General features: G+C 70.4%; 19 protein-coding genes. 10 read left to right on the forward strand and 9 right to left on the reverse strand.

Annotation, left to right across the window (positions count from 1 at the left end; translation table 11 throughout):
• Positions 1 to 26: 26 nt before the first annotated feature.
• A complete protein-coding gene (gene corA, locus AB0A61_RS10430) occupies positions 27 to 1,028 on the reverse strand; it encodes a magnesium/cobalt transporter CorA (RefSeq protein ID WP_361289237.1) in 1,002 nt (333 codons plus the stop codon).
• 62 nt (positions 1,029 to 1,090) lie between these two features.
• Between corA and AB0A61_RS10435 the strand changes: the two genes are divergently transcribed.
• From AB0A61_RS10435 to mshC, 4 genes are all read left to right on the forward strand, one after another.
• Complete coding sequence (locus AB0A61_RS10435; protein WP_361289240.1) at positions 1,091 to 1,777, forward strand: histidine phosphatase family protein; 687 nt, start codon at positions 1,091 to 1,093, stop codon at positions 1,775 to 1,777.
• A gap of 134 nt (positions 1,778 to 1,911) precedes the next feature.
• Positions 1,912 to 2,502 (forward strand): DUF3090 domain-containing protein, encoded by a 591-nt coding sequence (locus AB0A61_RS10440; protein ID WP_361289243.1) that lies wholly within the window; start codon positions 1,912 to 1,914, stop codon positions 2,500 to 2,502.
• Positions 2,466 to 3,284 (forward strand): SCO1664 family protein, encoded by an 819-nt coding sequence (locus AB0A61_RS10445; protein WP_361289246.1) that lies wholly within the window; start codon positions 2,466 to 2,468, stop codon positions 3,282 to 3,284. The genes AB0A61_RS10440 and AB0A61_RS10445 overlap by 37 nt, the downstream gene beginning before the upstream one ends.
• 261 nt (positions 3,285 to 3,545) lie before the next feature.
• A complete protein-coding gene (mshC, locus tag AB0A61_RS10450; RefSeq protein WP_361289249.1) occupies positions 3,546 to 4,775 on the forward strand; it encodes a cysteine--1-D-myo-inosityl 2-amino-2-deoxy-alpha-D-glucopyranoside ligase in 1,230 nt (409 codons plus the stop codon).
• A 144-nt stretch (positions 4,776 to 4,919) separates the two neighbouring features.
• On the opposite strand, the gene AB0A61_RS10455 is transcribed toward mshC, so the two are convergent.
• The 6 genes from AB0A61_RS10455 to AB0A61_RS10480 all read right to left on the reverse strand — a co-directional run bounded on the left by AB0A61_RS10455 (position 4,920) and on the right by AB0A61_RS10480 (position 12,283).
• Positions 4,920 to 5,963 carry a PAC2 family protein gene (locus AB0A61_RS10455; RefSeq protein WP_361289252.1) on the reverse strand — a complete coding sequence of 348 codons (1,044 nt, stop codon included), beginning with the start codon at positions 5,961 to 5,963 and terminating at the stop codon, positions 4,920 to 4,922.
• Positions 5,964 to 6,144: 181 nt separating this feature from the next.
• Entirely contained in the window at positions 6,145 to 6,816 is a 672-nt protein-coding gene (locus tag AB0A61_RS10460) for a FadR/GntR family transcriptional regulator (RefSeq protein ID WP_361289255.1), read from the reverse strand.
• 225 nt (positions 6,817 to 7,041) lie between these two features.
• Positions 7,042 to 8,658 (reverse strand): glycerol-3-phosphate dehydrogenase/oxidase, encoded by a 1,617-nt coding sequence (locus tag AB0A61_RS10465; protein WP_361289258.1) that lies wholly within the window; start codon positions 8,656 to 8,658, stop codon positions 7,042 to 7,044.
• A 9-nt stretch (positions 8,659 to 8,667) separates the two neighbouring features.
• Entirely contained in the window at positions 8,668 to 10,206 is a 1,539-nt protein-coding gene (gene glpK / locus AB0A61_RS10470; protein WP_361289261.1) for a glycerol kinase GlpK, read from the reverse strand.
• Between the two features lie 98 nt (positions 10,207 to 10,304).
• Complete coding sequence (locus tag AB0A61_RS10475) at positions 10,305 to 11,099, reverse strand: MIP/aquaporin family protein (protein WP_361289264.1); 795 nt, start codon at positions 11,097 to 11,099, stop codon at positions 10,305 to 10,307.
• A gap of 419 nt (positions 11,100 to 11,518) precedes the next feature.
• Positions 11,519 to 12,283, reverse strand: a complete 765-nt coding sequence (locus AB0A61_RS10480) for an IclR family transcriptional regulator (protein ID WP_361289267.1) — start codon at positions 12,281 to 12,283, stop codon at positions 11,519 to 11,521.
• 308 nt (positions 12,284 to 12,591) lie between these two features.
• On the opposite strand from AB0A61_RS10480, the gene metH reads away from it, so the two are divergent.
• The 4 genes from metH (at position 12,592) to AB0A61_RS10500 (ending at position 20,729) form a co-directional block, all read left to right on the forward strand.
• Positions 12,592 to 16,107 carry a methionine synthase gene (metH, locus tag AB0A61_RS10485; protein WP_361289270.1) on the forward strand — a complete coding sequence of 1,172 codons (3,516 nt, stop codon included), beginning with the start codon at positions 12,592 to 12,594 and terminating at the stop codon, positions 16,105 to 16,107.
• A 232-nt stretch (positions 16,108 to 16,339) separates the two neighbouring features.
• Positions 16,340 to 17,041, forward strand: coding sequence for an HAD family phosphatase (locus AB0A61_RS10490; RefSeq protein WP_361289273.1), 702 nt, complete (start codon positions 16,340 to 16,342; stop codon positions 17,039 to 17,041).
• A gap of 414 nt (positions 17,042 to 17,455) precedes the next feature.
• The gene (locus AB0A61_RS10495; protein ID WP_361289276.1) at positions 17,456 to 19,060 is read left to right on the forward strand and encodes an ABC transporter substrate-binding protein; all 1,605 of its coding nucleotides are present in this window, start codon (positions 17,456 to 17,458) and stop codon (positions 19,058 to 19,060) included.
• Between the two features lie 88 nt (positions 19,061 to 19,148).
• Positions 19,149 to 20,729 carry an ABC transporter substrate-binding protein gene (locus AB0A61_RS10500; RefSeq protein WP_361289279.1) on the forward strand — a complete coding sequence of 527 codons (1,581 nt, stop codon included), beginning with the start codon at positions 19,149 to 19,151 and terminating at the stop codon, positions 20,727 to 20,729.
• Positions 20,730 to 20,804: 75 nt separating this feature from the next.
• On the opposite strand, the gene AB0A61_RS10505 is transcribed toward AB0A61_RS10500, so the two are convergent.
• Together AB0A61_RS10505 and AB0A61_RS10510 are read right to left on the reverse strand one after the other, a co-directional pair.
• A complete protein-coding gene (locus tag AB0A61_RS10505) occupies positions 20,805 to 21,476 on the reverse strand; it encodes a response regulator transcription factor (RefSeq protein ID WP_124443643.1) in 672 nt (223 codons plus the stop codon).
• A gap of 14 nt (positions 21,477 to 21,490) precedes the next feature.
• Positions 21,491 to 22,666: a RecB family exonuclease gene (locus tag AB0A61_RS10510; RefSeq protein WP_361289283.1), complete on the reverse strand. Its 1,176-nt coding sequence runs from the start codon at positions 22,664 to 22,666 to the stop codon at positions 21,491 to 21,493.
• A 175-nt stretch (positions 22,667 to 22,841) separates the two neighbouring features.
• On the opposite strand from AB0A61_RS10510, the gene AB0A61_RS10515 reads away from it, so the two are divergent.
• Positions 22,842 to 24,410: a site-2 protease family protein gene (locus tag AB0A61_RS10515; protein WP_361289286.1), complete on the forward strand. Its 1,569-nt coding sequence runs from the start codon at positions 22,842 to 22,844 to the stop codon at positions 24,408 to 24,410.
• A gap of 43 nt (positions 24,411 to 24,453) precedes the next feature.
• Positions 24,454 to 25,356: a tRNA (adenine-N1)-methyltransferase gene (locus AB0A61_RS10520; RefSeq protein WP_361289288.1), complete on the forward strand. Its 903-nt coding sequence runs from the start codon at positions 24,454 to 24,456 to the stop codon at positions 25,354 to 25,356.
• Positions 25,357 to 25,462 lie beyond the last annotated feature (106 nt).

The raw sequence follows: 25,462 nt of genomic DNA on the forward strand, positions 1-25,462 counted from the left end.
TCGTTCCCCGCGCGGCCGGCCGACCGTCACAGCCAGCCCCGTCGCTTGAAGAGCCGGTACAGCAGGACCTCCAGGACGGCCATCAGGGCGATCACCACGGGGTACGACCAGATCCAGTGCAGCTCGGGCATGTGGTCGAAGTTCATGCCGTAGACACCCGCGATCATCGTCGGGACCGCGGCCATGGCCGCCCAGGCGGAGATCTTCCGCATGTCGTCGTTCTGCTGGACGCTGATCTGTGCGAGGTGCGCCGAGAGGACGTCCGAGACCAGCCGGTCCAGCCCCTCCACCGACTCGTTCACCCGGGTCAGGTGGTCGCTGACGTCCCGGAAGAACGGCCGGGCCTTGTCGTCCACGAACGGCACGCTCGCCCCCAGGACCCCCTGGCTCGACCCCGACAGCCGGGCCATCGGCGGTGCCAGCGGCCCCGACGCCCGGCGGAACTCCGTGATCTGCCGTTTGAAGTTGTAGATCCTGGACGCGGTGTGCCGCGAGCCGGCCCGGTCCGGCGAGAAGACCTCCGCCTCCAGCTCCTCCAGATCCGTCTGCAGCTCGGTGGCCACGTCCAGATAGTGGTCGACGGTCGCGTCGGCGATCGCGTACAGCACGGCGGTGGGGCCCTTGCCGAGCAGTTCCGGCTCCCTCTCCAGCCGCTGCCGTACGGCGGTGAGCCCCACGCCCTCGCCGTGCCGGACCGTCACCACGAAGGAGTCACCCAGGAAGATCATGACCTCGCCGGTGGAGACGGAGTCGCTCCTCGGCTCGTACAGCACGGGCTTGAGCACCACGAACAGGGAGTCGTCGTAGACCTCCAGCTTGGGCCGCTGATGGGCGTGCAGGGCGTCCTCGACCGCCAGCGGATGCAGCGCGAACTCCTTGGCGACCAGGTCGAACTCGTCCTCGGTCGGCTCGTGCAGCCCCAGCCACACATAGCCGCCGGCGGCCCGCGCCTCGTCCAGGGCGTCCGAGAAGTCCCGGGGGCCCTCCGCGCGGTGCCCCTCACGGTAGATGGCACAGTCGACGATCACAGAACGTATTCTCCCTTCGCCCGGCCGCCGCCGGTGCTCCGCCTGCGCCTACGCTGGACCGCATGCCCACGCTGATCCTCGTCAGGCACGGACGTTCCACCGCCAACACCGCGGGACTGCTCGCCGGCTGGACGCCCGGCGTCGCCCTGGACGACCGCGGGGCCGCCCAGGCCGCCGCGCTGCCCGGGCGGCTGGCCGAGCTGCCGATCGCCGAGGTCGTCACCAGCCCGCTGCAGCGCTGCCGGGAGACCCTGCGGCCCCTCCTGAAGGCCCGCCCAGGACTGACCGCGCACACCGACGAGCGGATCGGGGAGTGCCACTACGGCGACTGGTCCGGGCGCAAGCTCGCCGAGCTCAAGGACGAGCCGCTGATGGAGGTGGTGCAGGCGCACCCTTCGTCGGCGGCGTTCCCCGGGGGCGAGTCGATGCGGGCTATGCAGACGCGTGCCGCCGAAGCGGTGCGCGAATGGAACGCCCGCGTCGAGCGCGACCACGGAGCCGACGCCTTGTACCTCATGTGCTCGCACGGGGACATCATCAAGTCCCTCGTCGCCGACGCACTCGGACTTCATCTCGACCTCTTCCAGCGGATCTCTGTTGAACCGTGTTCCATCACCGCGATCCGTTACACCCGGCTGCGGCCCTTTCTCGTGCGCCTCGGGGACACCGGTGACCTCGCGTCGCTGGCGCCCCGCGAGGAACCTCCGGGCGACGACGCACCTGTCGGGGGCGGCGCGGGCGCACCGTGATCGTCGGCCGCAGTAGGGTGAAGCGGTCGCACTGGTGCCGCACTGGTCGGCAGCGGGGTGGCCCCGATGCGGTCAGTCGGTGACGAAGTCCCTGCCGATTTCATGATTCGTGACGATTCCAATGGAGACAGGACGTGTCCCGTCAGGTGTTCCTCTACGACCCCCCGGACCGTTTCGTGGCCGGTACGGTCGGCCTGCCCGGGCGCCGTACGTTCTTCCTCCAGGCCACCGCCGGCTCCCGGGTGACCAGCGTGGCCCTGGAGAAGACCCAGGTCGCCGCACTCGCCGAGCGCATGGACGAACTGCTGGACGAGGTCGTACGCCGTAGTGGCGGCAACGCCGCCGTCCCGGCGATGGCCCCGGCCGAGATCGCCGACACCGCGCCCCTGGACACCCCCATCGAGGAGGAGTTCCGGGTCGGCACCATGGCGCTCGCCTGGGACGGCGAGGAGCAGCGCATGATCGTCGAGGCGCAGGCCCTCGTGGAGCTCGACGCCGACTCCGAGGAGGACCTCGCCGAGGCCGAGGAGCGGCTGCTGCAGGACGAGGAGAACGGCCCCCCGATGCTGCGGGTCCGGCTCACCGGCGCGCAGGCCCGGGCGTTCGCCAAGCGCGCCCTCGACGTCGTCAACGCCGGGCGGCCGCCGTGCCCGCTGTGCAGCCTCCCACTGGACCCGGAAGGACACGTATGTCCGCGCCAGAACGGATACCGCCGCGGAGCGTGACGTCCGCCGAGCTGCTCGCCGAGGGCGAGCTGACCGTACGCGGACGCATCCGTGACGCATCCAACGCGGCGCTGTTCTGCAGGGTCGCGCTCGATGGGCAGGAGGCCACCTGCGTGTACAAGCCGGTCGCCGGGGAGCGACCGCTGTGGGACTTCCCCGACGGCACCCTCGCCGGGCGCGAGGTGGCCGCGTACGAGGTCTCCGAGGCGACCGGCTGGGGTCTGGTGCCCCCGACCGTGCTGCGCGACGGCCCGTACGGCGAGGGCATGTGCCAGGTGTGGGTCGAGGCCAACCCGGAGACCGAACTGCTCGCACTGGTGGACGGCGAGGAACCCGGCCACGGCTGGAAGGCCGTCGGGTTCGCCGAGGTCGGGGAGGGACGCACGGCGCTGCTCGTGCACGCCGACGACGAGCGGCTGCGCCGGCTGGCCGTGCTGGACGCGGTGATCAACAACGCCGACCGCAAGGGCGGCCATCTGCTGCCGACCGCGGACGGGCGGCTGTACGGCATCGACCACGGGGTCACCTTCAACGTCGAGAACAAACTGCGGACGCTGCTGTGGGGCTGGGCCGGTGAGGCGCTGCCCCCGGAGACCGTTGACGTGCTCAAGGGACTGAAGGACGCACTCGGCGAGGGTGGGGCCCTCGGGGTACGGCTGGCCGAACTGATCACCCAGGCCGAGGTCGACGCCACGCACGCGCGTGTCGACGCCCTGCTGACGTCCGGGAAGCACCCGGAACCCAGCGGTCAGTGGCCGGCGATCCCCTGGCCGCCGGTGTAGGGCGGGCAGCCGCGGCGCGGGCGCCCGGGCGGGGTCGCGCGTGCGGGGTCGCACGTGCGGCGCGCCGGCCGGTTGTGCCGTCGGCCCCGGGTGGCGCGGGCGCACGAGCCGCCGGTGCCGGACCGCGCGGGCTCGAACGCCGCCGGTTCGGCGGTGCCCGGGTCCGCCTGCACATCCAGGGGCGTCGCGCAAGAGTGCCTTACCGGCCGTCCGGCCTGGTCCGGTTCGTAGACCGAACTCCGGTCCGGTTACGCTCATGGCATGCATGCCTGGCCCGCTTCCGAGGTCCCCGCCCTGCCTGGTCAGGGTCGCGACCTGAGGATCCACGACTCCGCGACCGGCGGTCTCGTCACGCTCGCCCCCGGTCCCGTCGCCCGAATCTACGTCTGCGGGATCACCCCGTACGACGCGACCCACATCGGTCACGCGGCGACCTACAACGCGTTCGACCTCGTACAGCGCGTGTGGCTCGACACCAAGCGGCAGGTGCACTACGTCCAGAACGTCACCGACGTCGACGATCCGCTGCTGGAGCGGGCGCAGCGCGACGGCGTCGACTGGGTGGCGCTGGCCGAGCAGGAGACGGCCCTGTTCCGCGAGGACATGACCGCCCTGCGGATGCTTCCCCCGCGGCACTACATAGGCGCCGTCGAGGCGATACCCGGCATCGTCCCGCTGGTCGAGCGGCTGCGGGACCTGGGGGCGGCGTACGAACTCGAAGGTGACGTCTACTTCTCCGTCGAGTCCGACCCCAACTTCGGCAAGGTGTCCAACCTGGACGCCGCCGCCATGCGGCTGCTGTCCGCCGAGCGCGGCGGCGACCCCGACCGGCCCGGCAAGAAGAACCCCGTCGACCCGATCCTGTGGCTGGCCGCCCGCGAGGGCGAGCCCAGCTGGGACGGCGGCTCGCTCGGCCGCGGGCGGCCCGGCTGGCACATCGAGTGCGTGGCGATCGCGCTCGACCACCTCGGCATGGGCTTCGACGTGCAGGGCGGCGGCTCCGACCTCGCCTTCCCGCACCACGAGATGGGCGCCTCGCACGCCCAGGTGCTGACTGGCGAGTTCCCCATGGCCAAGGCCTACGTGCACGCCGGCATGGTCGCCCTGGACGGCGAGAAGATGTCCAAGTCCAAGGGCAACCTTGTCTTCGTGTCGCGGCTGCGGCGCGAGGGCGTCGACCCCGCCGCCATCCGGCTCGCGCTCCTCGCCCACCACTACCGCGCCGACTGGGAGTGGACCGACCAGGTGCTGCAGGACGCCGTCGCACGCCTCGGCCGCTGGCGCTCGGCCGTCTCGCGGCCCGACGGCCCGTCCGCCGACGCGCTGGTCGAGGAGATCCGCGACGCCCTCGCCGACGACCTGAACGCCCCGGCGGCGCTCGCCGCGGTCGACCGCTGGGCGGCGCTCCAGCAGGAAGAGGGCGGCACCGACATCGGCGCCCCGGGCGTGGTCTCACGCGCCGTGGACGCCCTTCTGGGAGTGGCTCTCTGACACTCTCTGACACACCGTCCAGGCGTCCGATCCTGCTGCCTGGCGACGGCGCCTCACGGGTGACGGGCGCCTCAGGTATGACGGCGCCTCAGGTGTGACGACGTCAGGGGCGGTGCGCATCACGCGCACCGCCCCTGATCCGTGCTACTCCTCCGAGGAGTCCTCGCCGTCCGGTTCCGCCTCCGACTGCGACTTCGGCCCTCGGCCCGGGTCCGTGTCGGGATGCCGCTCCGGCTCCGTCTCCGGCTTCGGAGGCTTCGGCGGCCGCGTACGGCCGCTGGGGTTGTCCCTCAGGTACGAGCCGCCCTCGCCGCTGTCCGCCGTGGCGTGCCCGCCCGGCGGGAGGCCACCGTCCCGGCGCCGCAGATAGCGCTCGAACTCGCGGGCGATCGCCTCCCCCGAGGCCTCCGGCAGCTCGGCGGTGTCGCGGGCCTCCTCCAGCGTCTGGACGTACTCGGCGACCTCGCTGTCCTCCGCGGCCAGCTGGTCCACGCCCACCTGCCACGCGCGCGCGTCCTCCGGCAGTTCGCCCAGCGGGATCCGCAGGTCGAGCAGGTCCTCCAGGCGGTTCAGGAGGGCCAGCGTGGCCTTCGGGTTGGGCGGCTGCGACACGTAGTGCGGCACCGCCGCCCACAGTGAGACCGCCGGGACACCGGCGTGCGTGCAGGCCTCCTGGAGGACGCCGACGATGCCCGTGGGGCCCTCGTACTTGGTCTCCTCCAGGTCCATACGGCGGGCCAGGTCGGCGTCGGACGTGGTTCCGCTGATCGGCACCGGACGGGTGTGCGGGGTGTCGCCGAGCAGGGCGCCCAGGATGACCACCAGCTCCACGCCCAGCTCGTGCGCGAAGCCGAGCAGCTCGTTGCAGAACGAGCGCCAGCGCATGGACGGTTCGATGCCGCGGACCAGCACCAGATCGCGCGGCTTGTCCCCGCCGACCCGGACCACCGACAGCCTTGTCGTCGGCCAGGTGATCCTGCGGACCCCGCCGTCCATGAACACGGTGGGGCGGTTCACCTGGAAGTCGTAGTAGTCCTCGGCGTCCAGAGCCGCGAACACCTCGCCCTTCCACTCCCGTTCCAGATGCGCGACCGCGGTGGAGGCGGCGTCGCCGGCATCGTTCCAGCCTTCGAACGCGGCCACCATGACTGGGTCGATCAGCTCGGGAACTCCCTCCAGCTCGATCACCCAGCGCCTCCTTCCGACGTGCCCTCGCCTGACTCACCAACCTTACGGCGTGCGGCGGGGGCGCCCGCAGCCCCCTTGCACGGGGGAGTGAACGCATCACTGCCCCGTCCGAGGCCCTCGAACACCCATGATCGCCGCAGTGGGACACCCTTCTGCGCAGGTGGTCCACACCTCCGATGGATCACAGGGTCGAGCGCAGCCACTGTTCCACGCTCGCGATGTGCACCGTCGCCCACGACCGAGCCGCCTCCGCGTCCCGGTCGCGCAGGGCGCCCAGGATCGCGCGGTGCTCGTGCAGGGTGTGGCGTACCGCGTCCTCCTGGGTCGGACCGCGCCAGATCCGGGCCCGGGTGGTGGGGCCGGACAGTCCGTCGAGCAGCGAGCAGAGCACGGAGTTGCCCGAGCTCTGCACGATGCCCCGGTGGAACTCCAGGTCACAGGCGACCAGTTCCTCCACCGACGGATCCGCGCCGAGTGCCGCCAACTGCGAGTCGAGCGCGTCCAGTTGCTGCTCGCTGATGCGCACGGCCGCCATCGCCGTCGCGGCCGGCTCCAGGATGCGGCGCACCGCCAGGAACTCCAGCAGCGTGTCGTCGCGGTGGAAGTCGACGACGAAACTCAGGGCCTCCAGGAGCAGTTGCGGGTCCAGGCTGGTGACGTACGTGCCGTCGCCCTGGCGCACGTCCAGGATGCGGATCAGCGACAGGGCGCGCACCGCCTCGCGCAGCGAGTTGCGCGACAGCCCCAGTTCGGCGGCGAGCTCGCTCTCCTTGGGCAGCCGGTCGCCGGGGCGCAGCGCGCCGGAGACGATCATTGCCTTGATCTTCTCGATCGCCTCGTCGGTGACTGCCATGGCCGGCCTCCCAGTCGCACAGACATCGGATGTCTCAGGACATTATGCGGGTTCAGCGGGCTGAACCGGGAGGCAAACGGCCAGTTCAGGGAGGTCCTCACGGCCGAGGTCCGGCCCGCCGGGAACGCGAAAGGGGCGACCCCTAGAAACCGCCCGGCATGGAGTCGCCCCTTCCGCTCGGTACGGCCCCCAGTGCGGTGGGAGCCGTCCCTCAGCGCTGCCCGATCACTTCTTGTCGAGCAGGTCCTGCACCTTCGCCCGCACCTCGTCCGTGGCCAGGCCCCGGATCGTCAGCGTGGTGCGACGGCGCAGCACGTCGTCCGGGGTCTCGGCCCACTCGTTGTCCCGGGCCCAGACGACCTGCGCCCAGATCTCCGGGGCGTCCGGGTGGACGCGCTCGCCGAGCTCCGGGTTCTCGTTGGCCAGGCGGGCGATGTCGAAGGCCAGCGACCCGTAGTGGGTGGCCAGGTGCCTGGCGGTGTCCGCGGCCATGCGCGGGCCGGGCGCCGGGCGGTCGACGAGCAGGCGGTGGGCCACCGCACGCGGGTTGGCGATGCCCGGCAGCGGCAGCTTCTTCGGCAGCGACGCGATCGGCTCGTAGTCGTCGCCCAGCGGGGCGCCCGGCAGCGACTCCAGCTTCTGCATCACCGTACGGCCGATGTGCCGGAAGGTGGTCCACTTGCCGCCCGCGACGGACAGCATCCCGCCCTTGCCCTCGGTCACCACGGTCTCGCGCTTGGCCTTGGCGGTGTCGCCGGGGCCGCCCGGCAGCACGCGCAGACCCGCGAAGGCGTAGGTGATCAGGTCGCGGTTCAGCTGCTGGTCGCGGATGGAGAACGCGGCCTCGTCGAGTATCTGGGCGATGTCCTTGTCGTTCACCGCCACGTCGGCCGGGTCGCCCTCGAACTCCTCGTCGGTGGTGCCGAGCAGCAGCATGTCCTCCCAGGGGAGGGCGAAGGTGATGCGGTACTTGTCGATCGGGGTGGCGAGCGCGGCCTTCCAGGGGGAGGTCCGCTTCAGCACCAGATGCGCGCCCTTGGACAGACGGATCGACGGCGCGGCCTTGGGGTCCTCCATGCGGCGCAGGTGGTCGACCCAGGGACCGGTCGCGTTCAGCACCAGGCGGGCGTCGACACCGAACTCGTCGCCGGACAGCCGGTCCCTGAGCTCGGCACCGGTGACCCGGCCCCGGGTGAACCGCAGGCCGGTGACCTCGGCGTGGTTGAGGACGACGCCGCCGGCCTCGACGGCCGCGCGGACCGTCATCAGTGCCATGCGCGCGTCGTTCATCTGGTCGTCGCCGTAGACGGCGACAGCCTTGAGGTTCTCGGTGCGCAGCTCGGGCACGTCCTGCGCGGCCTTCGAGGGGCTCAGCAGGTGACCCACGCCGTCACCGAAGGCGGAGAGCGCGGAGTAGGCGAAGACGCCTGCCCCGAGCTTCGCGGCGCCGTGCGGCCCGCCCTTGTACACGGGGAGGTAGAAGGTGAGCGGGTTCGCCAGGTGGGGGGCCACCTGGCGGGAGACCGCACGGCGCTCGAAGTGGTTCTCCGCCACCAGCTTCACCGCGCCGGTCTGCAGGTAGCGCAGGCCGCCGTGGAGGAGCTTGGAGGAGGCGGAGGAGGTGGCGCCGGCGAAGTCGCCGGCGTCGACCAGAGCCACCCTGAGGCCGGACTGCGCGGCGTGCCAGGCGGTGGAGATGCCCAGGATGCCGCCGCCGATCACGAGGAGGTCGTACGTCGCCTTCGAGAGCTGCTCCCGGGTCTCGGCGCGGCTCGGGTTGGAGCCCGAGGCCGGGTGCGTCCCCAGGGCAGGCACGGACTGCAGGGTGGACTGACTGGTCATTGCGGTTTCTTACTCCTCGTCCTCGAGCCAGCCCATGGTCCGCTCGACGGCCTTGAGCCAGTTCTTGTACTCACTGTCGCGGGTGTCCGCGTCCATGCGGGGGGTCCACTCGGCGGCCCGGCGCCAGTTCTGGCGCAGGTCGTCGGTGTTGGTCCAGAAGCCGACGGCGAGGCCGGCGGCGTAAGCGGCGCCGAGGCAGGTGGTCTCGGCCACCATCGGGCGCACCACGGGGGCGTCCAGGAAGTCCGAGAGCGTCTGCATCAGCAGGTTGTTGGAGGTCATGCCGCCGTCGACCTTCAGGGCCGTGAGCTCGACGCCGGAGTCCTTCGTCATGGCGTCGGTGATCTCACGGGTCTGCCAGGCGGTGGCCTCCAGGACGGCGCGGGCGAGGTGCGCCTTGGTGACGTACCGGGTCAGGCCGGCGATCACACCGCGGGCGTCGGAGCGCCAGTACGGGGCGAACAGACCGGAGAAGGCCGGCACGAAGTAGGCCCCGCCGTTGTCCTCGACCGAGAGCGCGAGCGTCTCGATCTCGGCGGCGGTGGAGATCAGGCCCATCTGGTCGCGCATCCACTGCACCAGCGAACCGGTGACGGCGATCGAGCCCTCCAGGGCGTAGACCGGCGCCTCGTCGCCGATGCGGTAGCCGACGGTGGTCAGCAGCCCGCTGTACGAGTTGATGATCTTCTCGCCGGTGTTCATGAGCATGAACGTGCCGGTGCCGTACGTGGACTTCGCCTCGCCCTCGGAGAAGCAGGTCTGGCCGAACAGGGCCGCCTGCTGGTCGCCGAGCGCGGAGGCGACCGGGATGCCGCCGAGCAACTCGCCCAGCTTGCCGCCGGTGATCTCGCCGTACACCTCGGCCGAGGAGCGGATCTCGGGCAGCATCGCCGGCGGGACGCCGATGGACTCGGCGATCTTGTCGTCCCACTCCAGCGTGTGCAGGTTCATCAGCATGGTGCGGGAGGCGTTGGTGACGTCGGTGTAGTGCTTGCCGCCGTCGACACCACCGGTCAGGTTCCAGATGACCCAGGTGTCCATGGTGCCGAAGAGGATGTCGCCCGCCTCGGCGCGCTCCCGCAGGCCGTCGACGTTGTCGAGCAGCCAGCGGGCCTTGGGACCGGCGAAGTAGGACGCGAGGGGAAGACCGGTCTCGCGGCGGAAGCGGTCCTGGCCGACGTTGCGGCCGAGCTCCTTGCACAGGGCGTCGGTGCGGGTGTCCTGCCACACGATGGCGTTGTGGACGGGCTCACCGGTGTTCTTGTCCCACAGCACGGTGGTCTCGCGCTGGTTGGTGATGCCGATGGCCTTGATGTCGTCGCGGGTGATGCCGGCCTTCTCGACCGCTCCGGCGACGACCTCCTGGACGTTGGTCCAGATCTCGGTGGCGTTGTGCTCGACCCAGCCCGGCTTCGGGAAGATCTGCTCGTGCTCCTTCTGGTCGACGGAGACGATGCGGCCGTCGCGGTCGAAGACGATGCAGCGGCTGGAGGTGGTGCCTTGGTCGATGGCGGCGATGAAGGGGCCGGCGGTGTGCGCGTCGGTCACTGTGTGCTCCTGGGAGTTCCGTGGTCAAAGGGGCTTACGTACGGCGCGTGCTGTGAGGCTCTGTGCTTGGTGCTGTAAAGCTTCAAGCTCGTTGCTCTTTAAGCGAATGCGACGTTGTAGATGCCTGCGGCGATGGCGGCGCCGATCAGCGGACCGACCACCGGGATCCAGGCGTAGCCCCAGTCGGAGCCGCCCTTGTTGGGCAGGGGCAGGAGGGCGTGCACGATACGCGGACCGAGGTCACGGGCCGGGTTGATCGCGTAGCCCGTCGGGCCGCCGAGGGACAGACCGATGCCGACGACCACGAACGCGGTGATCAGCGCGCCCAGGGTGCCCAGGCCGTTGCCCTTGTCGTTGAGGCCCTGGGTCAGGACGGCGAGCACCAGCACGATGGTGCCGATGATCTCCGTGGCCAGGTTCTGCACCACGTGCCGGATCTCCGGACCGGTGGAGAACACGCCGAGGACCGGGCCTGCACCCTGTTCCTGGGCCTCGACGGCCTTGGCCGCCGTGGCCTGTGCGCCCGGACCGCCGACGATCTCCTTGTCGGTGAGGTGGGCGTGGAACTGGCCGTAGTAGGCGACCCAGACCAGGGTCGCGCCGATCATGGCGCCGAGGAACTGTCCGGCCAGGTAGGTCGGAACGTTGCTCCAGTCGTGGTCCTTGATCGCGAGTGCGACGGTCACCGCCGGGTTGAGGTGGGCGCCGGAGAGCGGCGCCGAGGTGTAGACCGCCGTCAGTACGGCGAAACCCCACCCGAAGGTGATGGCGAGCCAACCGGCGTTACGGGCCTTGGAGGCCTTCAGTGTCACGGCGGCGCAGACGCCTCCGCCGAGCAGGATGAGTATGGCGGTACCGATGGTCTCGCCGATGAAGATGTCGGAGCTGGACACCCGCGACTCCTTTGTCCTTCGTCCAGGGGTAGCCGAACCCCGGTTCCCGCCGGGGGTCTGGCGCCCTCGGGGGTGAGAGCGATGTGCTGGCCCTTGGCGTTGTCACACCCTAACGCGTATTGCCGTTAGGTGTTCGACAATGCCGACCGATGGACGGGAGTCTTGCCGTGGCGTTACGTGGGCGTCAAGAGTTCTGTTCGCGGAAGCCTGATCGTTACTGATCGTTGGGAACCGTTGATCTCGATGCCCGGTGTACGGCTGTGACGTGCGGCTGTGCGGACCTGTTCCGTCCTGTTCGCTGCCGTTTCCCTGGCGCGTCCGGACCGGGCTTCCCGGGCGCCCGGGGGCCGCCTCGGCGCACGCCGAGGGCCGGGACGCCGTCCGGCGTCCCGGCCCGTAGGGGTGCGGGCGAGCCCCGCTCAGAACCGCCCGGCGCCCAGGTCCCGCGACACCGCGCGGGCGCAGTCCCGTACCGCCGCGATCAGCTCCGGACGCAGCTCGCCGTCCCGGCGCAGCCGTTCCACGGCGCCGGTGACGCCGACCGCGCCGACCGGCATGCGCCGCCGGTCGTGGATGGGCGCTGCGATCGACGCCACGCCCTCCCATGTCTCCTCGACGTCGGCCGCGTAGCCCCGCGCCCGCGTGAAGTCCAGGAGGCGCTCGAAGGCCTCCATGTCGCACACCGTCCGGTCCGTGAACGCCTTGCGGTCGGCTTCCAGCGCCTCGCTGTGCGCGACCGGGTCGTACGCCGACAGCACCTTGCCGAGGGCCGTGGAGTGCAGCGGCTGCATGGCCCCGATCTCCAGCACCTGCCGGCTGTCGTCCGGGCGGAAGACGTGGTGCACGATCAGTACGCCCTGCTGGTGCAGCACACCCAGATGGACGCTCTCCCCGCTGGAGCGGGCCAGGTCGTCCGTCCACACCAGGGCCCGCGCCCGCAGTTCGTGCACGTCGAGATAGGTCGTACCCAGGCGCAGCAGCTCCGCGCCCAGCTGATAGCGCCCGGAGGCGTCGTCCTGTTCGACGAAGCCCTCCTGCTGGAGGGTGCGCAGTATGCCGTGGGCGGTGCCCTTGGCGAGGCCCAGTGACGAGGCGATGTCCGAGAGGCCCAGTCGCCGCTCGCCCCCCGCCAGCAACCGCAGCATCGCGGCCGCCCGTTCGAGCGACTGGATGTTCCGTGCCATCGCCGTCCTGCCTCCGTCCCCTTGACCGTCGGCGCGCGACGTCGCTGCCGCCGTTCGGCAATGTCGAACACTACCGGTCCATGTCGACTCTCCGCTAATGGTCGGTCGACACCTGTTACGTCACCCGTCGCGAACACTTCAGACGGGGCTGTCCCGGCGGTCATCCCCGTCCGCCTCGTGGACGCGCCCGACCATCCCTCCCGGGTCCCGGCTACCCTGGCGGCGTGCGCCCTCCTTGGGAAGCTCCGCGAGGAAATTCCGGGGGAGACGCAAAGCCGACAGCCGTCGCACTCACAGGGAGCCCCTACATGGCCTCGTTGCCGCTGACCCCTTCCGCCGACAGCCGGACCCGCGTGTCCCGCCTCCGCGAGGCGCTCGCCACCCGAGTGGTGGTCGCCGACGGAGCGATGGGCACCATGCTTCAGGCCCAGGAACCGACGCTCGAGGACTTCGAGAACCTCGAAGGCTGCAACGAGATCCTGAACCTCACCCGGCCCGACATCGTCCGTTCGGTCCATGACGCCTACTTCGCCTCGGGCGTGGACTGCGTGGAGACGAACACCTTCGGGGCCAACCACACCGCGATGGCGGAGTACGAGATCGCGGAGCGGGTGCACCAGCTGTCCGAGGCGGGGGCCCGGATCGCCCGCGAGGTCGCCGACGAGTACAACGCCGGGGACGGCCGCACGCGCTGGGTGCTGGGCTCGATCGGCCCGGGCACCAAGCTCCCCACCCTCGGCCACATCGGCTACAGCACCATCCGCGACGGCTACCAGGCCAACGCCGAGGGCCTGCTGGCCGGCGGCGCGGACGCGCTGATCGTGGAGACCACGCAGGACCTGCTCCAGACCAAGGCCTCGATCCTGGGCGCCCGCCGCGCCATGGAGGCGACCGGCGTCGAGGTTCCGCTGCTGTGCTCGATGGCGTTCGAGACGACGGGCACCATGCTCCTCGGCTCCGAGATCGGCGCCGCGCTCACCGCGCTGGAGCCGCTCGGCATCGACATGATCGGCCTCAACTGCTCCACCGGTCCCGCCGAGATGAGCGAGCACCTGCGCTATCTGACCCGGCACTCCCGCATCCCGCTGCTGTGCATGCCGAACGCGGGTCTGCCGATCCTCACCAAGGACGGCGCCCACTTCCCGCTCGGCCCGCAGGGCCTGGCGGACGCCCAGGAGAACTTCGTCCGCGACTACGGCCTGTCCCTGATCGGCGGCTGCTGCGGCACCACGCCCGAGCACCTGCGGCAGGTGGTGGAGCGGGTGCGCGGCCTGACCCCGCCCGAGCGCGCCCCCCGCCCCGAGCCCGGTGCCGCCTCCCTCTACCAGACCGTCCCGTTCCGTCAGGACACCTCCTATCTGGCGATCGGCGAGCGGACCAACGCCAACGGCTCGAAGAAGTTCCGCGAGGCCATGCTGGACGGCCGCTGGGACGACTGCGTGGAGATGGCCCGCGAGCAGATCCGCGAGGGCGCGCACATGCTCGACCTGTGCGTGGACTACGTCGGCCGGGACGGCGTCGCCGACATGGCCGAGCTGGCCGGCCGTTTCGCCACCGCCTCCACGCTGCCGATCGTGCTGGACTCCACCGAGGTCGACGTCATCGAGGCGGGCCTGGAGAAGCTCGGCGGCCGCGCGGTGATCAACTCGGTGAACTACGAGGACGGCGACGGCCCCGAGTCACGGTTCGCGAAGGTGACGGCGCTGGCCCGCGAGCACGGTGCCGCGCTGATCGCGCTGACCATCGACGAGCAGGGCCAGGCCCGCACGCCGCAGAAGAAGGTCGAGATCGCCGAGCGGCTGATCGCGGATCTGACCGGCAACTGGGGCATCCGCGAGGAGGACATCCTCGTCGACTGCCTGACCTTCACCATCTGCACCGGGCAGGAGGAGTCCCGCAAGGACGGCATCGCCACCATCGAGGCGATCCGCGAGCTGAAGAAGCGTCACCCGGACGTGCAGACCACGCTCGGACTGTCGAACATCTCCTTCGGCCTGAACCCCGCCGCCCGCATCCTGCTGAACTCCGTCTTCCTGGACGAGTGCGTCAAGGCGGGGCTGGACTCGGCGATCGTGCACGCCAGCAAGATCCTGCCGATCGCGCGCTTCGACGAGGAGCAGCTCACCACCGCCCTGGACCTGATCTACGACCGGCGCAGCGAGGGCTACGACCCGCTGCAGAAGCTGATGGCCCTGTTCGAGGGCGCCACCGCCAAGTCCCTGAAGGCCGGCAAGGCCGAGGAACTGGCCGCCCTGCCGCTGGAGGAGCGCCTGAAGCGGCGGATCATCGACGGCGAGCGCAACGGTCTGGAGGCCGACCTCGACGAGGCCCTGCACACCCGCAGGGCCCTCGACATCGTCAACGACACCCTGCTGGACGGCATGAAGGTGGTCGGGGAGCTGTTCGGCTCGGGCCAGATGCAGCTGCCGTTCGTGCTCCAGTCCGCCGAGGTGATGAAGGCCGCGGTGGCCCATCTGGAGCCGCACATGGACAAGACCGACGAGGCGGGCAAGGGCACCATCGTGCTGGCCACCGTGCGCGGCGACGTGCACGACATCGGCAAGAACCTCGTCGACATCATCCTGTCCAACAACGGCTACAACGTCGTCAACCTCGGCATCAAGCAGCCGGTCTCGGCGATCCTCGAGGCGGCCGAGGAACACCGGGCCGACGTCATCGGCATGTCCGGCCTCCTGGTCAAGTCCACCGTGATCATGAAGGAGAACCTGGAGGAGCTCAACGCCCGCGGCCTTGCCACCGGCTACCCGGTCATCCTCGGCGGCGCGGCCCTCACCCGTGCCTACGTCGAGCAGGACCTGCACGAGCTGTACGAGGGCGAAGTCCGCTACGCCCGGGACGCGTTCGAGGGGCTGCGCCTGATGGACGCGCTGATCGGCGTCAAGCGCGGCGTGCCCGGGGCGAAGCTGCCCGAGCTCAAGCAGCGCCGGGTGCGGGCGGCGGCGGCCGTCGAGATCGAGGAGCGCCCGCAGGAGGGCCATGTGCGCTCCGACGTCGCCACCGACAACCCCGTGCCGGCCCCGCCGTTCTGGGGCACCCGCGTGGTCAAGGGCATCCAGCTCAAGGAGTACGCGTCCTGGCTCGACGAGGGCGCGCTGTTCAAGGGCCAGTGGGGCCTGAAGCAGGCCCGCACCGGTGCCGGGCCGACGTACGAGGAACTCGTCGAGACCGAGGGCCGGCCGCGGCTGCGCGGCCTGCTGGACCGGCTGCAGACGGAGAACCTGCTGGAGGCCGCCGTGGTCCACGGCTACTTCCCGTGCGTCTCCAAGGACGACGACCTGATCATCCTGGACGAGCAGGGCAACGAGCGCACCCGCTTCACCTTCCCGCGCCAGCGCCGCGGCCGTCGGCTGTGCCTGTCCGACTTCTTCCGCCCGGAGGAGTCCGGGGAGACGGACGTGGTCGGTCTCCAGGTCGTCACCGTCGGCTCCCGGATCGGCGAGGAGACCGCGCGGCTGTTCGCGGCCGACTCCTACCGCGAGTACCTGGAACTGCACGGCCTGTCGGTGCAACTGGCCGAGGCACTCGCCGAGTACTGGCACGCCCGGGTGCGCGCCGAACTCGGCTTCGCCGGCGAGGACCCGAACGACATGGAGGACATGTTCGCCCTGAAGTACCGGGGCGCGCGGTTCTCCCTCGGCTACGGCGCCTGCCCCGACCTGGAGGACCGCGCCAAGATCGCCGATCTGCTCCAGCCCGAGCGCATCGGGGTCCGGCTGTCGGAGGAGTTCCAGCTGCACCCGGAGCAGTCCACCGACGCCATCGTGATCCACCACCCGGAGGCGAAGTACTTCAACGCACGCTGAGCTTCGACGCACGCCGAGGTGTCGCGCCGGGCCCGGTCACGGGCACTCCGGAGCGCGCCCCGGCCGTCCGGGACGGCAAGGGCGCCGTCAGGGACGGCAAGGGCGACATGCCCCGGTGCGCGCGGTTAAAACGAGGCGTTTGCCTTCGCCGAGTCGTACACTGGTCGGTCCACTGCAGGCCGGTTCCCCGCACGGGAACCGGCCTGATCGTCCCTCAAGGAGGTACGCCCGGATGACCAGCACGGTCCCCGCGCTCGGAACCCGTACGGCCGAAGGTTCAGCCCTGCAGGCCGTGCTCCTCGACATGGACGGAACCCTGGTGGACACCGAGGGCTTCTGGTGGGACGTCGAGGTGGAGGTCTTCGCCGCCCTGGGACACGCACTCGACGACTCCTGGAGACATGTGGTGGTCGGCGGACCCATGGCCCGCAGCGCCGGATTCCTCATCGAGGCCACCGGCGCCGACATCACTCTCGCGGAGCTGACGGTGCTGCTCAACAGGGGGTTCGAGGACCGTATCGACGGCGCACTGCCGCTGATGCCGGGTGCTGCCCGGCTGCTCGCCGAACTGTCCGCCCACGAGATTCCCACCGCCCTGGTCTCGGCCTCGCACCGGCGCATCATCGACCGTGTGCTGACCGCGCTGGGCCCGCAGAACTTCGCCCTGACGGTGGCCGGTGACGAGGTGGCGCGCACCAAGCCGCACCCCGACCCGTATCTGCTGGCCGCCGCCGGGCTGGGCGCGGAGCCGGCCCGATGCGCGGTCGTGGAGGACACCGCGACCGGGGTCGCCGCGGCCGAGGCCGCGGGCTGCCATGTCGTCGCCGTGCCCTCGGTCGCCCCCATTTCCCCGGCACCTCGGCGCACGGTCGTGACCTCGCTGGAAGAAGTGGACCTGGCTTTTCTGCGTGGCCTGATGACGGAAAAGCGCTGACTGTCCACGCAGCGTCATGCTGAATAGATCTATTCTTGCGGACCCCTCGAAAGAAAAAATTAATACGTAGCGACCGCCGAATCCAGGCCTTTCTTTACCTCTTTTCGGATGTGAGCTTCACCACTTCCGATGGGGTCGACAAGGGGGGTGGCGTGTGCTTTTACGCCTCCTTCGGGCGGCTCGGGTGTGCCCATGTGTCCCGATTGGTGAAACGCTGCACTAATCCTTCCGGCGTCGATCTTCCGGTCCGTTCGCGCCCGGTTCCACAGCGTGATGGGCATTCAACTCCAGTGTCTGTGACCCGTCGTGCGGGCGCGGATTAATCTCGTCGCGAGAACATCGCCGTACCCCGTGATCCGCCGCGACACCCCTGCATGTGGGATACACGGACTTGACGCCTGGAGAAACTCGAGCATGAACCGCAAGACTTTGGTGCTGCCGACCGTCGTCGGTCTGCTCGCGCCGGTACTCGCCGCCTGCGGCGGTTCCGGCAGCGGCAGCAACAGCGGCGGTGCCATCGTCGTCGGCACCACGGACCGGTTCACCGCCTCGAAGGACGCCCCCGCGCCCCTCGACCCGGCGTACGCCTACGACATCGGCAGCTGGAACATCCTGCACCAGACCGTGCAGACGCTGATGATCCAGCCCAAGGGCGACGGCAACCCGGTGCCCGAGGCCGCCGAGAAGTGCGGCTTCACCGACAGTGGCAACGAGCGCTACGCCTGCACCCTGCGCGACGGACTGAAGTTCGCCAGCGGCGACCCCATCACCGCGGCCGACGTGAAGTACTCCATCGACCGTGCCCGCGCCATCAAGGCCGACAGCGGCGTGGCCGGCCTGCTGTCCACCGTCGACACCGTCGAGACCCAGGGCGACCGCGAGGTCATCTTCCACCTCAACACCGCCGACGCCACCTTCCCGTACAAGCTGTCGACGCCCGTCGCGGGCATCGTCAACCCCAAGGACTACGAGAAGAACAAGCTGCGCGACGGCTTCGCGGTGGACGGCTCCGGCCCCTACACCATGACGGCAGACGTCAAGAACGGCGACATGGCCGACGCCGTCTTCACCAAGAACCCCAACTACAAGGGGTCGTTGCAGCTCAGCAACGACAAGGTGGAGATGCGCGTCTTCCCGGACGCCAACGCCATGGGCGACGCGCTCAACAAGGGTGACATCGACGTCATGACCCGCAGCATGTCGCCGGAGCAGGTCCAGAAGCTCTCCAACGCCGCGGGCAGCAACGTCGACCTGGTCGAGATGCCCGGCCTGGAAATCCGCTACCTGGCCTTCAACACCGACGCGCCGTCCGTGAAGTCCAAGGCCGTGCGCCAGGCGATGGCCCAGGTCATCAACCGCAGCGACCTCATCTCCAAGGTCTACGGCTCCCAGGCCGAGGCGCTCTACTCGCTGGTCCCGGCCACCGTCACCGGCCACTCCAACTCGTTCTTCAACAAGTACGGCGACCCCAGCGTGACGAAGGCCAAGTCGCTGCTGGCCAGGGCCGGCATCACCACGCCGGTGAAGCTGACGCTGCACTACACGACCGACCACTACGGTCCGGCCACCAAGAAGGAGTTCGAGATCCTTCAGCAGCAGCTCAACGACAGCGGTCTGTTCGACGTCAGCATCCAGGGCGCGCCGTGGTCGGCCTTCCGCCCGGCCGAGCAGAAGGGCTCCTACGAGGTCTACGGCATGGGTTGGTTCCCCGACTTCCCGGACGCCGACAACTACCTCGCGCCGTTCCTCGACAAGGACAACACCCTCAACACTCCGTACGCCAACACCCAGATCCGCAACAACCTGATCCCGGAGTCCCGCCGCCAGGCCGACCGGCTCGCCGCCGGCGCCAGCCTGACGACCATCCAGGACATCGTCGCCAACGACGTGCCGATGATCCCGCTGTGGCAGGGCAAGCAGTACATCGCCGCGCAGGGCGACATCACGGGCACGGCGTACGCCATCAACTCCACCTCGACCCTGCAGCTGTGGGAGCTCGGCCGTGGTGTGAAAAGCTAACGGTTCTTGAGGGCCCTGTCGGCACAGGGCCCGGCCCGGGGCGGGACGGCGGCTCCGGGTTCCGAGAACCGAAGACAAGGCACATGCAGTGAACATGCGCAACCAGTGGCCGGTCCTGCCCATAGTGGCGGGACTGGCCTCCGGCCTGTTGACCGGATGCGGATCAGACACCGGCGAATCCGGTGGTGACGGCTCCCACGTGGTGGTGGGAATGTCCGACGACGTCCTCGCCACGGACCCGGCCTCGGGCTATGACCCCGGCTCGTGGCTGTTGTTCAACAACGTCTTCCAGTCGCTGCTCAGCTTCCCCAAGGGCAGCACCGAGCCGCAGCCGGAGGCCGCCAGGACGTGTTCCTTCACCGACACGGAGACCAGGGTCTACCAGTGCACCCTGAAGGACGGCCTGAAGTTCAGCAACGGTGACCCGCTCACCGCGCAGGACGTCAAGTTCTCCTTCGACCGCATGCTGAAGATCAACGACGCGGCCGGTCCCGCGATCATGTTCCCCATGCTCGACGCGGTCCAGACACCGAACGACAAGACCGTCGTCTTCAAGCTGAAGGTCCCCGACGCCACCTTCCCCAGCAAGATCGCCTCCGGCGCCGGCTCCATCGTCGACCACAAGCAGTACGACGCCAACGGGCTGCGCAAGGACGGCCACGCGGTCGGCTCCGGCCCGTACCGGCTGGACTCCTTCGACAAGGACCAGGCCGTCTTCTCGGTCAACACGAACTACAAGGGCACCGCCGAGGTGAAGAACGGCGGCGTCACGGTGAAGTTCTTCCACGGCGACCAGGCCGCCCTGAAGCAGAACCTGCTCGACGGCAAGGTCGACATCGCCTACCGCGGTCTGAACGCGGGCGACATAGCCGGCATCGACCGGCAGAGCGACAGCAAGGGCATGGAGGTCATCGAGGGCACCAGCGCCGAGGTCCAGCACCTGGTCTTCAACATGAACGACCCGGTCGCCGGAAAGCTCGGCGTGCGCAAGGCCCTCGCCTACCTGCTCGACCGCGACGCCCTCATCAAGCAGGTCTACCAGGACACCGCGACCCCGCTGTACTCGATCATCCCGGCCGGCATCGCCGGCCACAACACGGCCTTCTTCGACACCTACGGCGCCCGCCCCTCCAAGTCCAAGGCCGCCGCCGCACTCCGCGCCGAGGGCATCACCGGCAAGGTGAAGCTCACGCTCTGGTCGACTCCGTCCCGCTACGGCCCGGCCACCGACCAGGAGCTGAAGGCGATCGCCGCCCAGCTCAACGCCAGCGGCCTGTTCGCGGCCGACGTCAAGTCCGTGCCCTTCGACCAGTACGAGAAGGACATCGCCCAGGGCAAGTACGGCGTCTACGTCAAGGGCTGGGTACCCGACTACCCGGACGCCGACAACTTCACCGCGCCCTTCTTCGGCAAGGGCAACGTGCTGAACAACAACTACACGAACGGCACGATCACCAGCACGCTCATCCCGCACACCGCCGCCGAGAGCGACCGCGCCGCCACCGACAAGGAGTTCGGACAGCTGCAGAACATCGTGGCCGAGCAACTGCCCGTCCTGCCCGTGTGGCAGGCCAAGCAGTACGCCGTCGTCCGCGACGGCGTCTACGGGCTGGAGTACTGCCTCGACGCCTCGACCGTTTTCCGGTTCTGGGAACTCAGCAAGAGCTGAGCCCCGCCACGCACCCGAAGGGCGCCCCTTCCCGCTCAACTCGCGGCAAGGGGCGCCCTCGTCGTACGCCGTGTCCTACTGCGCGCCGGGGCGCACCAGACCGCTCTCGTACGCGTACACCGCGGCCTGCACCCGGTCGCGCAGCCCCAGCTTGGTGAGCACGTGACCCACGTGTGTCTTGACGGTGGTCTCACTCACGAACAGGTCGGCGGCGATCTCGGCGTTCGACAGCCCGCGCGCCACCAGCTTCAGCACCTCCACCTCGCGCTCGGTGAGGGTGTGCAGCGTGTCCGGGACCGGCTCCTCACCGGAGGGCAGGTGCGTGGCGTACTTGTCCAGCAGCCGACGCGTGATGCTCGGCGCCAGCATGGCCTCGCCGGCCGCCACCACCCGGATCGCCTGCACGAGTTCGTTGGCGGGCGCGTCCTTCAGCAGGAAGCCGCTGGCCCCGGCCCGCAGCGCCTCCACCACGTACTCGTCGAGGTCGAAGGTGGTCAGCACCAGCACCTTCGCCGGGCCGTCCCGACCCGGGCCGGTGATCTGCCGGGTCGCCTCCACCCCGTCCATCCGCGGCATGCGGATGTCCATCAGCACCACATCGGGCTGCAGGGCACGCACCTGGTCGAGGGCCTGCAGGCCGTCTCCGGCCTCGCCCACGACCGCGAGGTCCTGCTCCGCCTCCAGGATCATCCGGAATCCGGTACGCAGCAGCGGCTGGTCGTCGACCAGTAGGACGCGGATGGCCACGTAAGTCTCCTTCGCTAGTCCGGCCCCATTCTGCCCTGCGCCAAGACACCGGACTCGGCCGCCCTCACCGGCAATGGATACGGCGGGGGAGTGCCGCCGAACTCCGGGCAGTGCGCCTGGTGGTCGCACCAGCCGCACAGCTTGGTGGGCCGGGGCCGCCAGTCACCGGTCTCGGTGGCCAGCCGGATCGCGTCCCACAGCGCCAGCAGCTTGCGCTCGACCCGCTCCAGGTCGGCCGGGACCGGGTCGTAGGTCAGCACGTCACCACTGCCGAGATACACGAGTTGCAGCCGCCGCGGGACGACCCTCTTCAGCCGCCAGACCACCAGGGCGTAGAACTTCATCTGGAACAGCGCCCCGTCGGCGTACTCCGGCCGGGGCGCCTTGCCCGTCTTGTAGTCGACGATCCGCACCTCACCCGTGGGCGCCACGTCCACCCGGTCGATGATCCCGCGCAACCTCAGCCCGGAATCCAGCTCCGCCTCGACGAACAGCTCGCGCTCGGCCGGCTCCAGCCGCGTCGGGTCCTCCAGCGTGAACCAGCGCTCGACCAGCTCCTCAGCCTGCGCCAGCCAGCGGGCCAGCCGCTCACCGCCGGGATCGCCGGCGAACAGCTCCACCAGCTCGGGCCTGCTCTCCCGCAGCCTGTCCCACTGACCGGGGATCAGCGACTTGGCCCGGGGCGCGGTCCGCTCGGCGGCCGGGGCGTCGAAGAGCCGCTCCAGGACCGCGTGCACCAGGGTGCCCCTGGTCGCCGCCTCGCTCGGCTTCTCCGGCAGCCGGTCGATCACCCGGAATCGGTACAGCAGCGGGCACTGCATGAAGTCGCCGGCCCGGGAGGGGGACAGGGAAGCGGGCGGCAGGACAGCGGCAGCCGGCACTTCCGCGCCCGCACTCGCCAGGTCCGCACTGGAGACGCCGGAGTCCGTATCCGCCAGGTCCACGCCGGAGACCCCCGCGTCCACGGTCACCACCCCCGGGATCCCCGCCTCCAAAGGCACCGACCCCGCAGTCACCCCGTCCGGAGCCACCCCGTCCTCTGTGACCCCGTCCGGAGCCACCCCGTCCCCTGTGACCCCGTCCGGAGCCACCGGTTCCGCGGCTGTCGCCTCCGGTGCCCCGGCCGACGCCCCGGCCGGCTCGGCGGCGCTGCCGCGTGCCGCTGCCCCGCTCTCCGCGCTCGTCTCCATGCCACAGACCATACGGCCCGCCACTGACAGTGACCCAGCCGCGGTGCGGACGGGTGCGAAGGCGGGAAAAACACAGGGGGTGCCGAGGCGGAACCGTTCGCCACGGACGCATACCATCGACCCGAGACCTTCCGGCCGTCAGGCGCGGGAGACGCGCTTCGAACGAGGGGACACCGTGGACGTGAGCGGCGGGAGCGGGCAGCCGCGGTCCGGCAACGAAGAGTCGGCCGACCGCCACGGGGGCCCTACGACCCCGGCCACCGATTCCCCGCGCCAGGAGCCCGAGGCGGCCAGCGCCCCCGACAGCGCGGGCCGGGAGGCAAGGGCCGAGGGGCCCCGCTCCGGTGCCCCGGAGAGCGCGGGCGACGACACCCGGTGCGCACCGGGCGACAGCGAGCCGCACACCACACCCGGCACCGCGCCGACCGACAGCGGTGCGGGTGGCACCTCTCGCGGCACCGGCACCGGCACCGGCACCGCGCCGACCGACAGCGGCGGCACCGGTCCCGCCCACGACACCCACCCCGACCGCGCCCACGCCCACGCGGGGACGGGGCCGACCCCGCCGCCGCGGCGGCCCCGGGAGCCCGGGGGCGGCCTGCTCATGGGACGGCCCTTCGGCGTGCCCGTGTACGTGGCGCCCAGCTGGTTCCTGGTGGCGGCCCTGATCACCTGGGTGTTCGGCGGACAGCTCGACCGCGTACTGCCCGGGCTGGGCGCCGCCCGCTACCTCGTCTCCCTCTTCTTCGCGGTCGCCTTCTACGCCTCCGTCCTCGTCCACGAACTCGCCCACACGGTCGCCGCCCTCCGCTTCAAGCTCCCGGTCCGCCGCATCCAGCTGCAGTTCTTCGGCGGTGTCTCCGAGATCGAGAAGGAGGCCGAGACACCGGGACGCGAGTTCGTCCTCGCCTTCGTCGGGCCCCTGCTGTCACTGATCCTGGCCGGTGTCTTCTATCTCGCCCTGCAGCCGGTGGAACGCGGCACGGTCCCCGGCGTCCTGCTGGCGGGCCTGATGATCTCCAACCTCATCGTGGCCGCCTTCAATCTGCTGCCCGGCCTGCCCCTCGACGGCGGCCGCATGCTCCGTGCCGTCGTCTGGAAGATCACCGGCAGGCCCATGAGCGGCACGATCGCCGCCGCCTGGGTCGGCCGCGCCCTCGCGGTCTCCGTGCTGATCGGCCTGCCCCTGCTCACCCAGTCCGGCGCCCTCGGCTCCACCGCCGAGGACAGCGTCGGCATGGACACCGTCACCGACGCCCTGCTCGCCGCCATCCTCGCCGCGATCATCTGGACCGGCGCCGGCAACAGCCTGCGCATGGCCCGCCTGCGCGAGCACCTCCCCGAACTGCGCGCCCGTACCCTCACCCGCCGCGCCGTCCCGGTCGAGACCAGCACCTCGCTCTCCGAGGCCCTGCGCCGGGCCAACGCCGCGGGCGCCCGGGCCCTGGTGGTCGTCGACGGGCACGGCGAGCCCCTCTCCCTGGTCCGCGAGTCCGCCATCGTCGGCGTGCCCGAGCACCGCCGCCCCTGGGTCTACGCCAGCGAACTCGCCCAGGACCTCACCGACGGCATGCGCGTCTCGGCCGAACTCGCCGGAGAGGACCTCCTGGACGTCCTGCGCGCCACCCCGGCCACCGAGTACCTCGTGGTCGAGGAGACCGGCGAGATCTACGGTGTGCTCTCCGCCGCCGACGTCGAGCGCGCCTTCGTCAATGCCATGGCCCGGCCGTCGGCGTCCTCCTGACGCAGTGGTCGGCGGGCCTCCCCGGGACCGGTAGGCTGGTCACATGTCCGAACCGACCGGTGCCGCCCGCCGTCGCGGGCCCTTCAAGGTCGGGGACCAGGTACAGCTGACCGACCCCAAGGGCCGCCACTACACGTTCACGCTCGAGGCGGGGAAGAACTTCCACACCCACAAGGGGTCCTTCCCGCACGACGAACTGATCGGTGCACCCGAGGGCAGCGTTGTCCGCACCACCGGCAACGTCGCCTACCTCGCGCTGCGCCCCCTGCTCCCCGACTACGTCCTGTCCATGCCCCGCGGGGCAGCCGTCGTGTACCCCAAGGACGCGGGGCAGATCCTCGCCTTCGCCGACATCTTCCCCGGCGCCCGCGTCGTGGAGGCCGGCGTCGGCTCCGGCTCGCTCAGCAGCTTCCTGCTGCGCGCCATCGGCGACCAGGGCATGCTGCACAGCTACGAGCGCCGCGCGGACTTCGCCGAGATCGCCCAGCAGAACGTGGAGCGCTACTTCGGCGGGCCGCACCCGGCCTGGCAGCTCACCGTCGGCGACCTCCAGGACAACCTCTCCGACACCGACGTCGACCGTGTCATCCTCGACATGCTCGCCCCCTGGGAATGCCTGGAGGCCGTCTCCAAGGCCCTGGTGCCCGGCGGCATCCTGTGCTGCTACGTGGCGACGACCACCCAGCTCGCCCGGACCGTCGAGTCCATCCGGGAGATCGGCTGCTTCAACGAGCCGACCGCCTGGGAGACGATGATCCGCAACTGGCACATCGAGGGCCTGGCCGTCCGCCCCGACCACCGGATGATCGGACACACCGGCTTCCTGCTCACCGCCCGCCGCCTCGCGGACGGCGTCGAACCGCCCATGCGCCGCCGCCGGCCCGCGAAGGGCGCCTACGGCGAGGACTACGAGGGCCCCAACGCCGACGGAGGCACCGCCCGCTGAGGCGACCTCCCGGCAACCAACGCTCGGGCGCCGTGGCCGAGTTCCCGGAGACGATCCGGAACTCGGCCACGGCGCTTCCCCGTTGGAGCGGCGCAGGCCCCGCGCC

The sequence above is a fragment of the Streptomyces sp. NPDC046197 genome, from assembly GCF_040646295.1.
GTDB lineage: Bacteria > Actinomycetota > Actinomycetes > Streptomycetales > Streptomycetaceae > Streptomyces.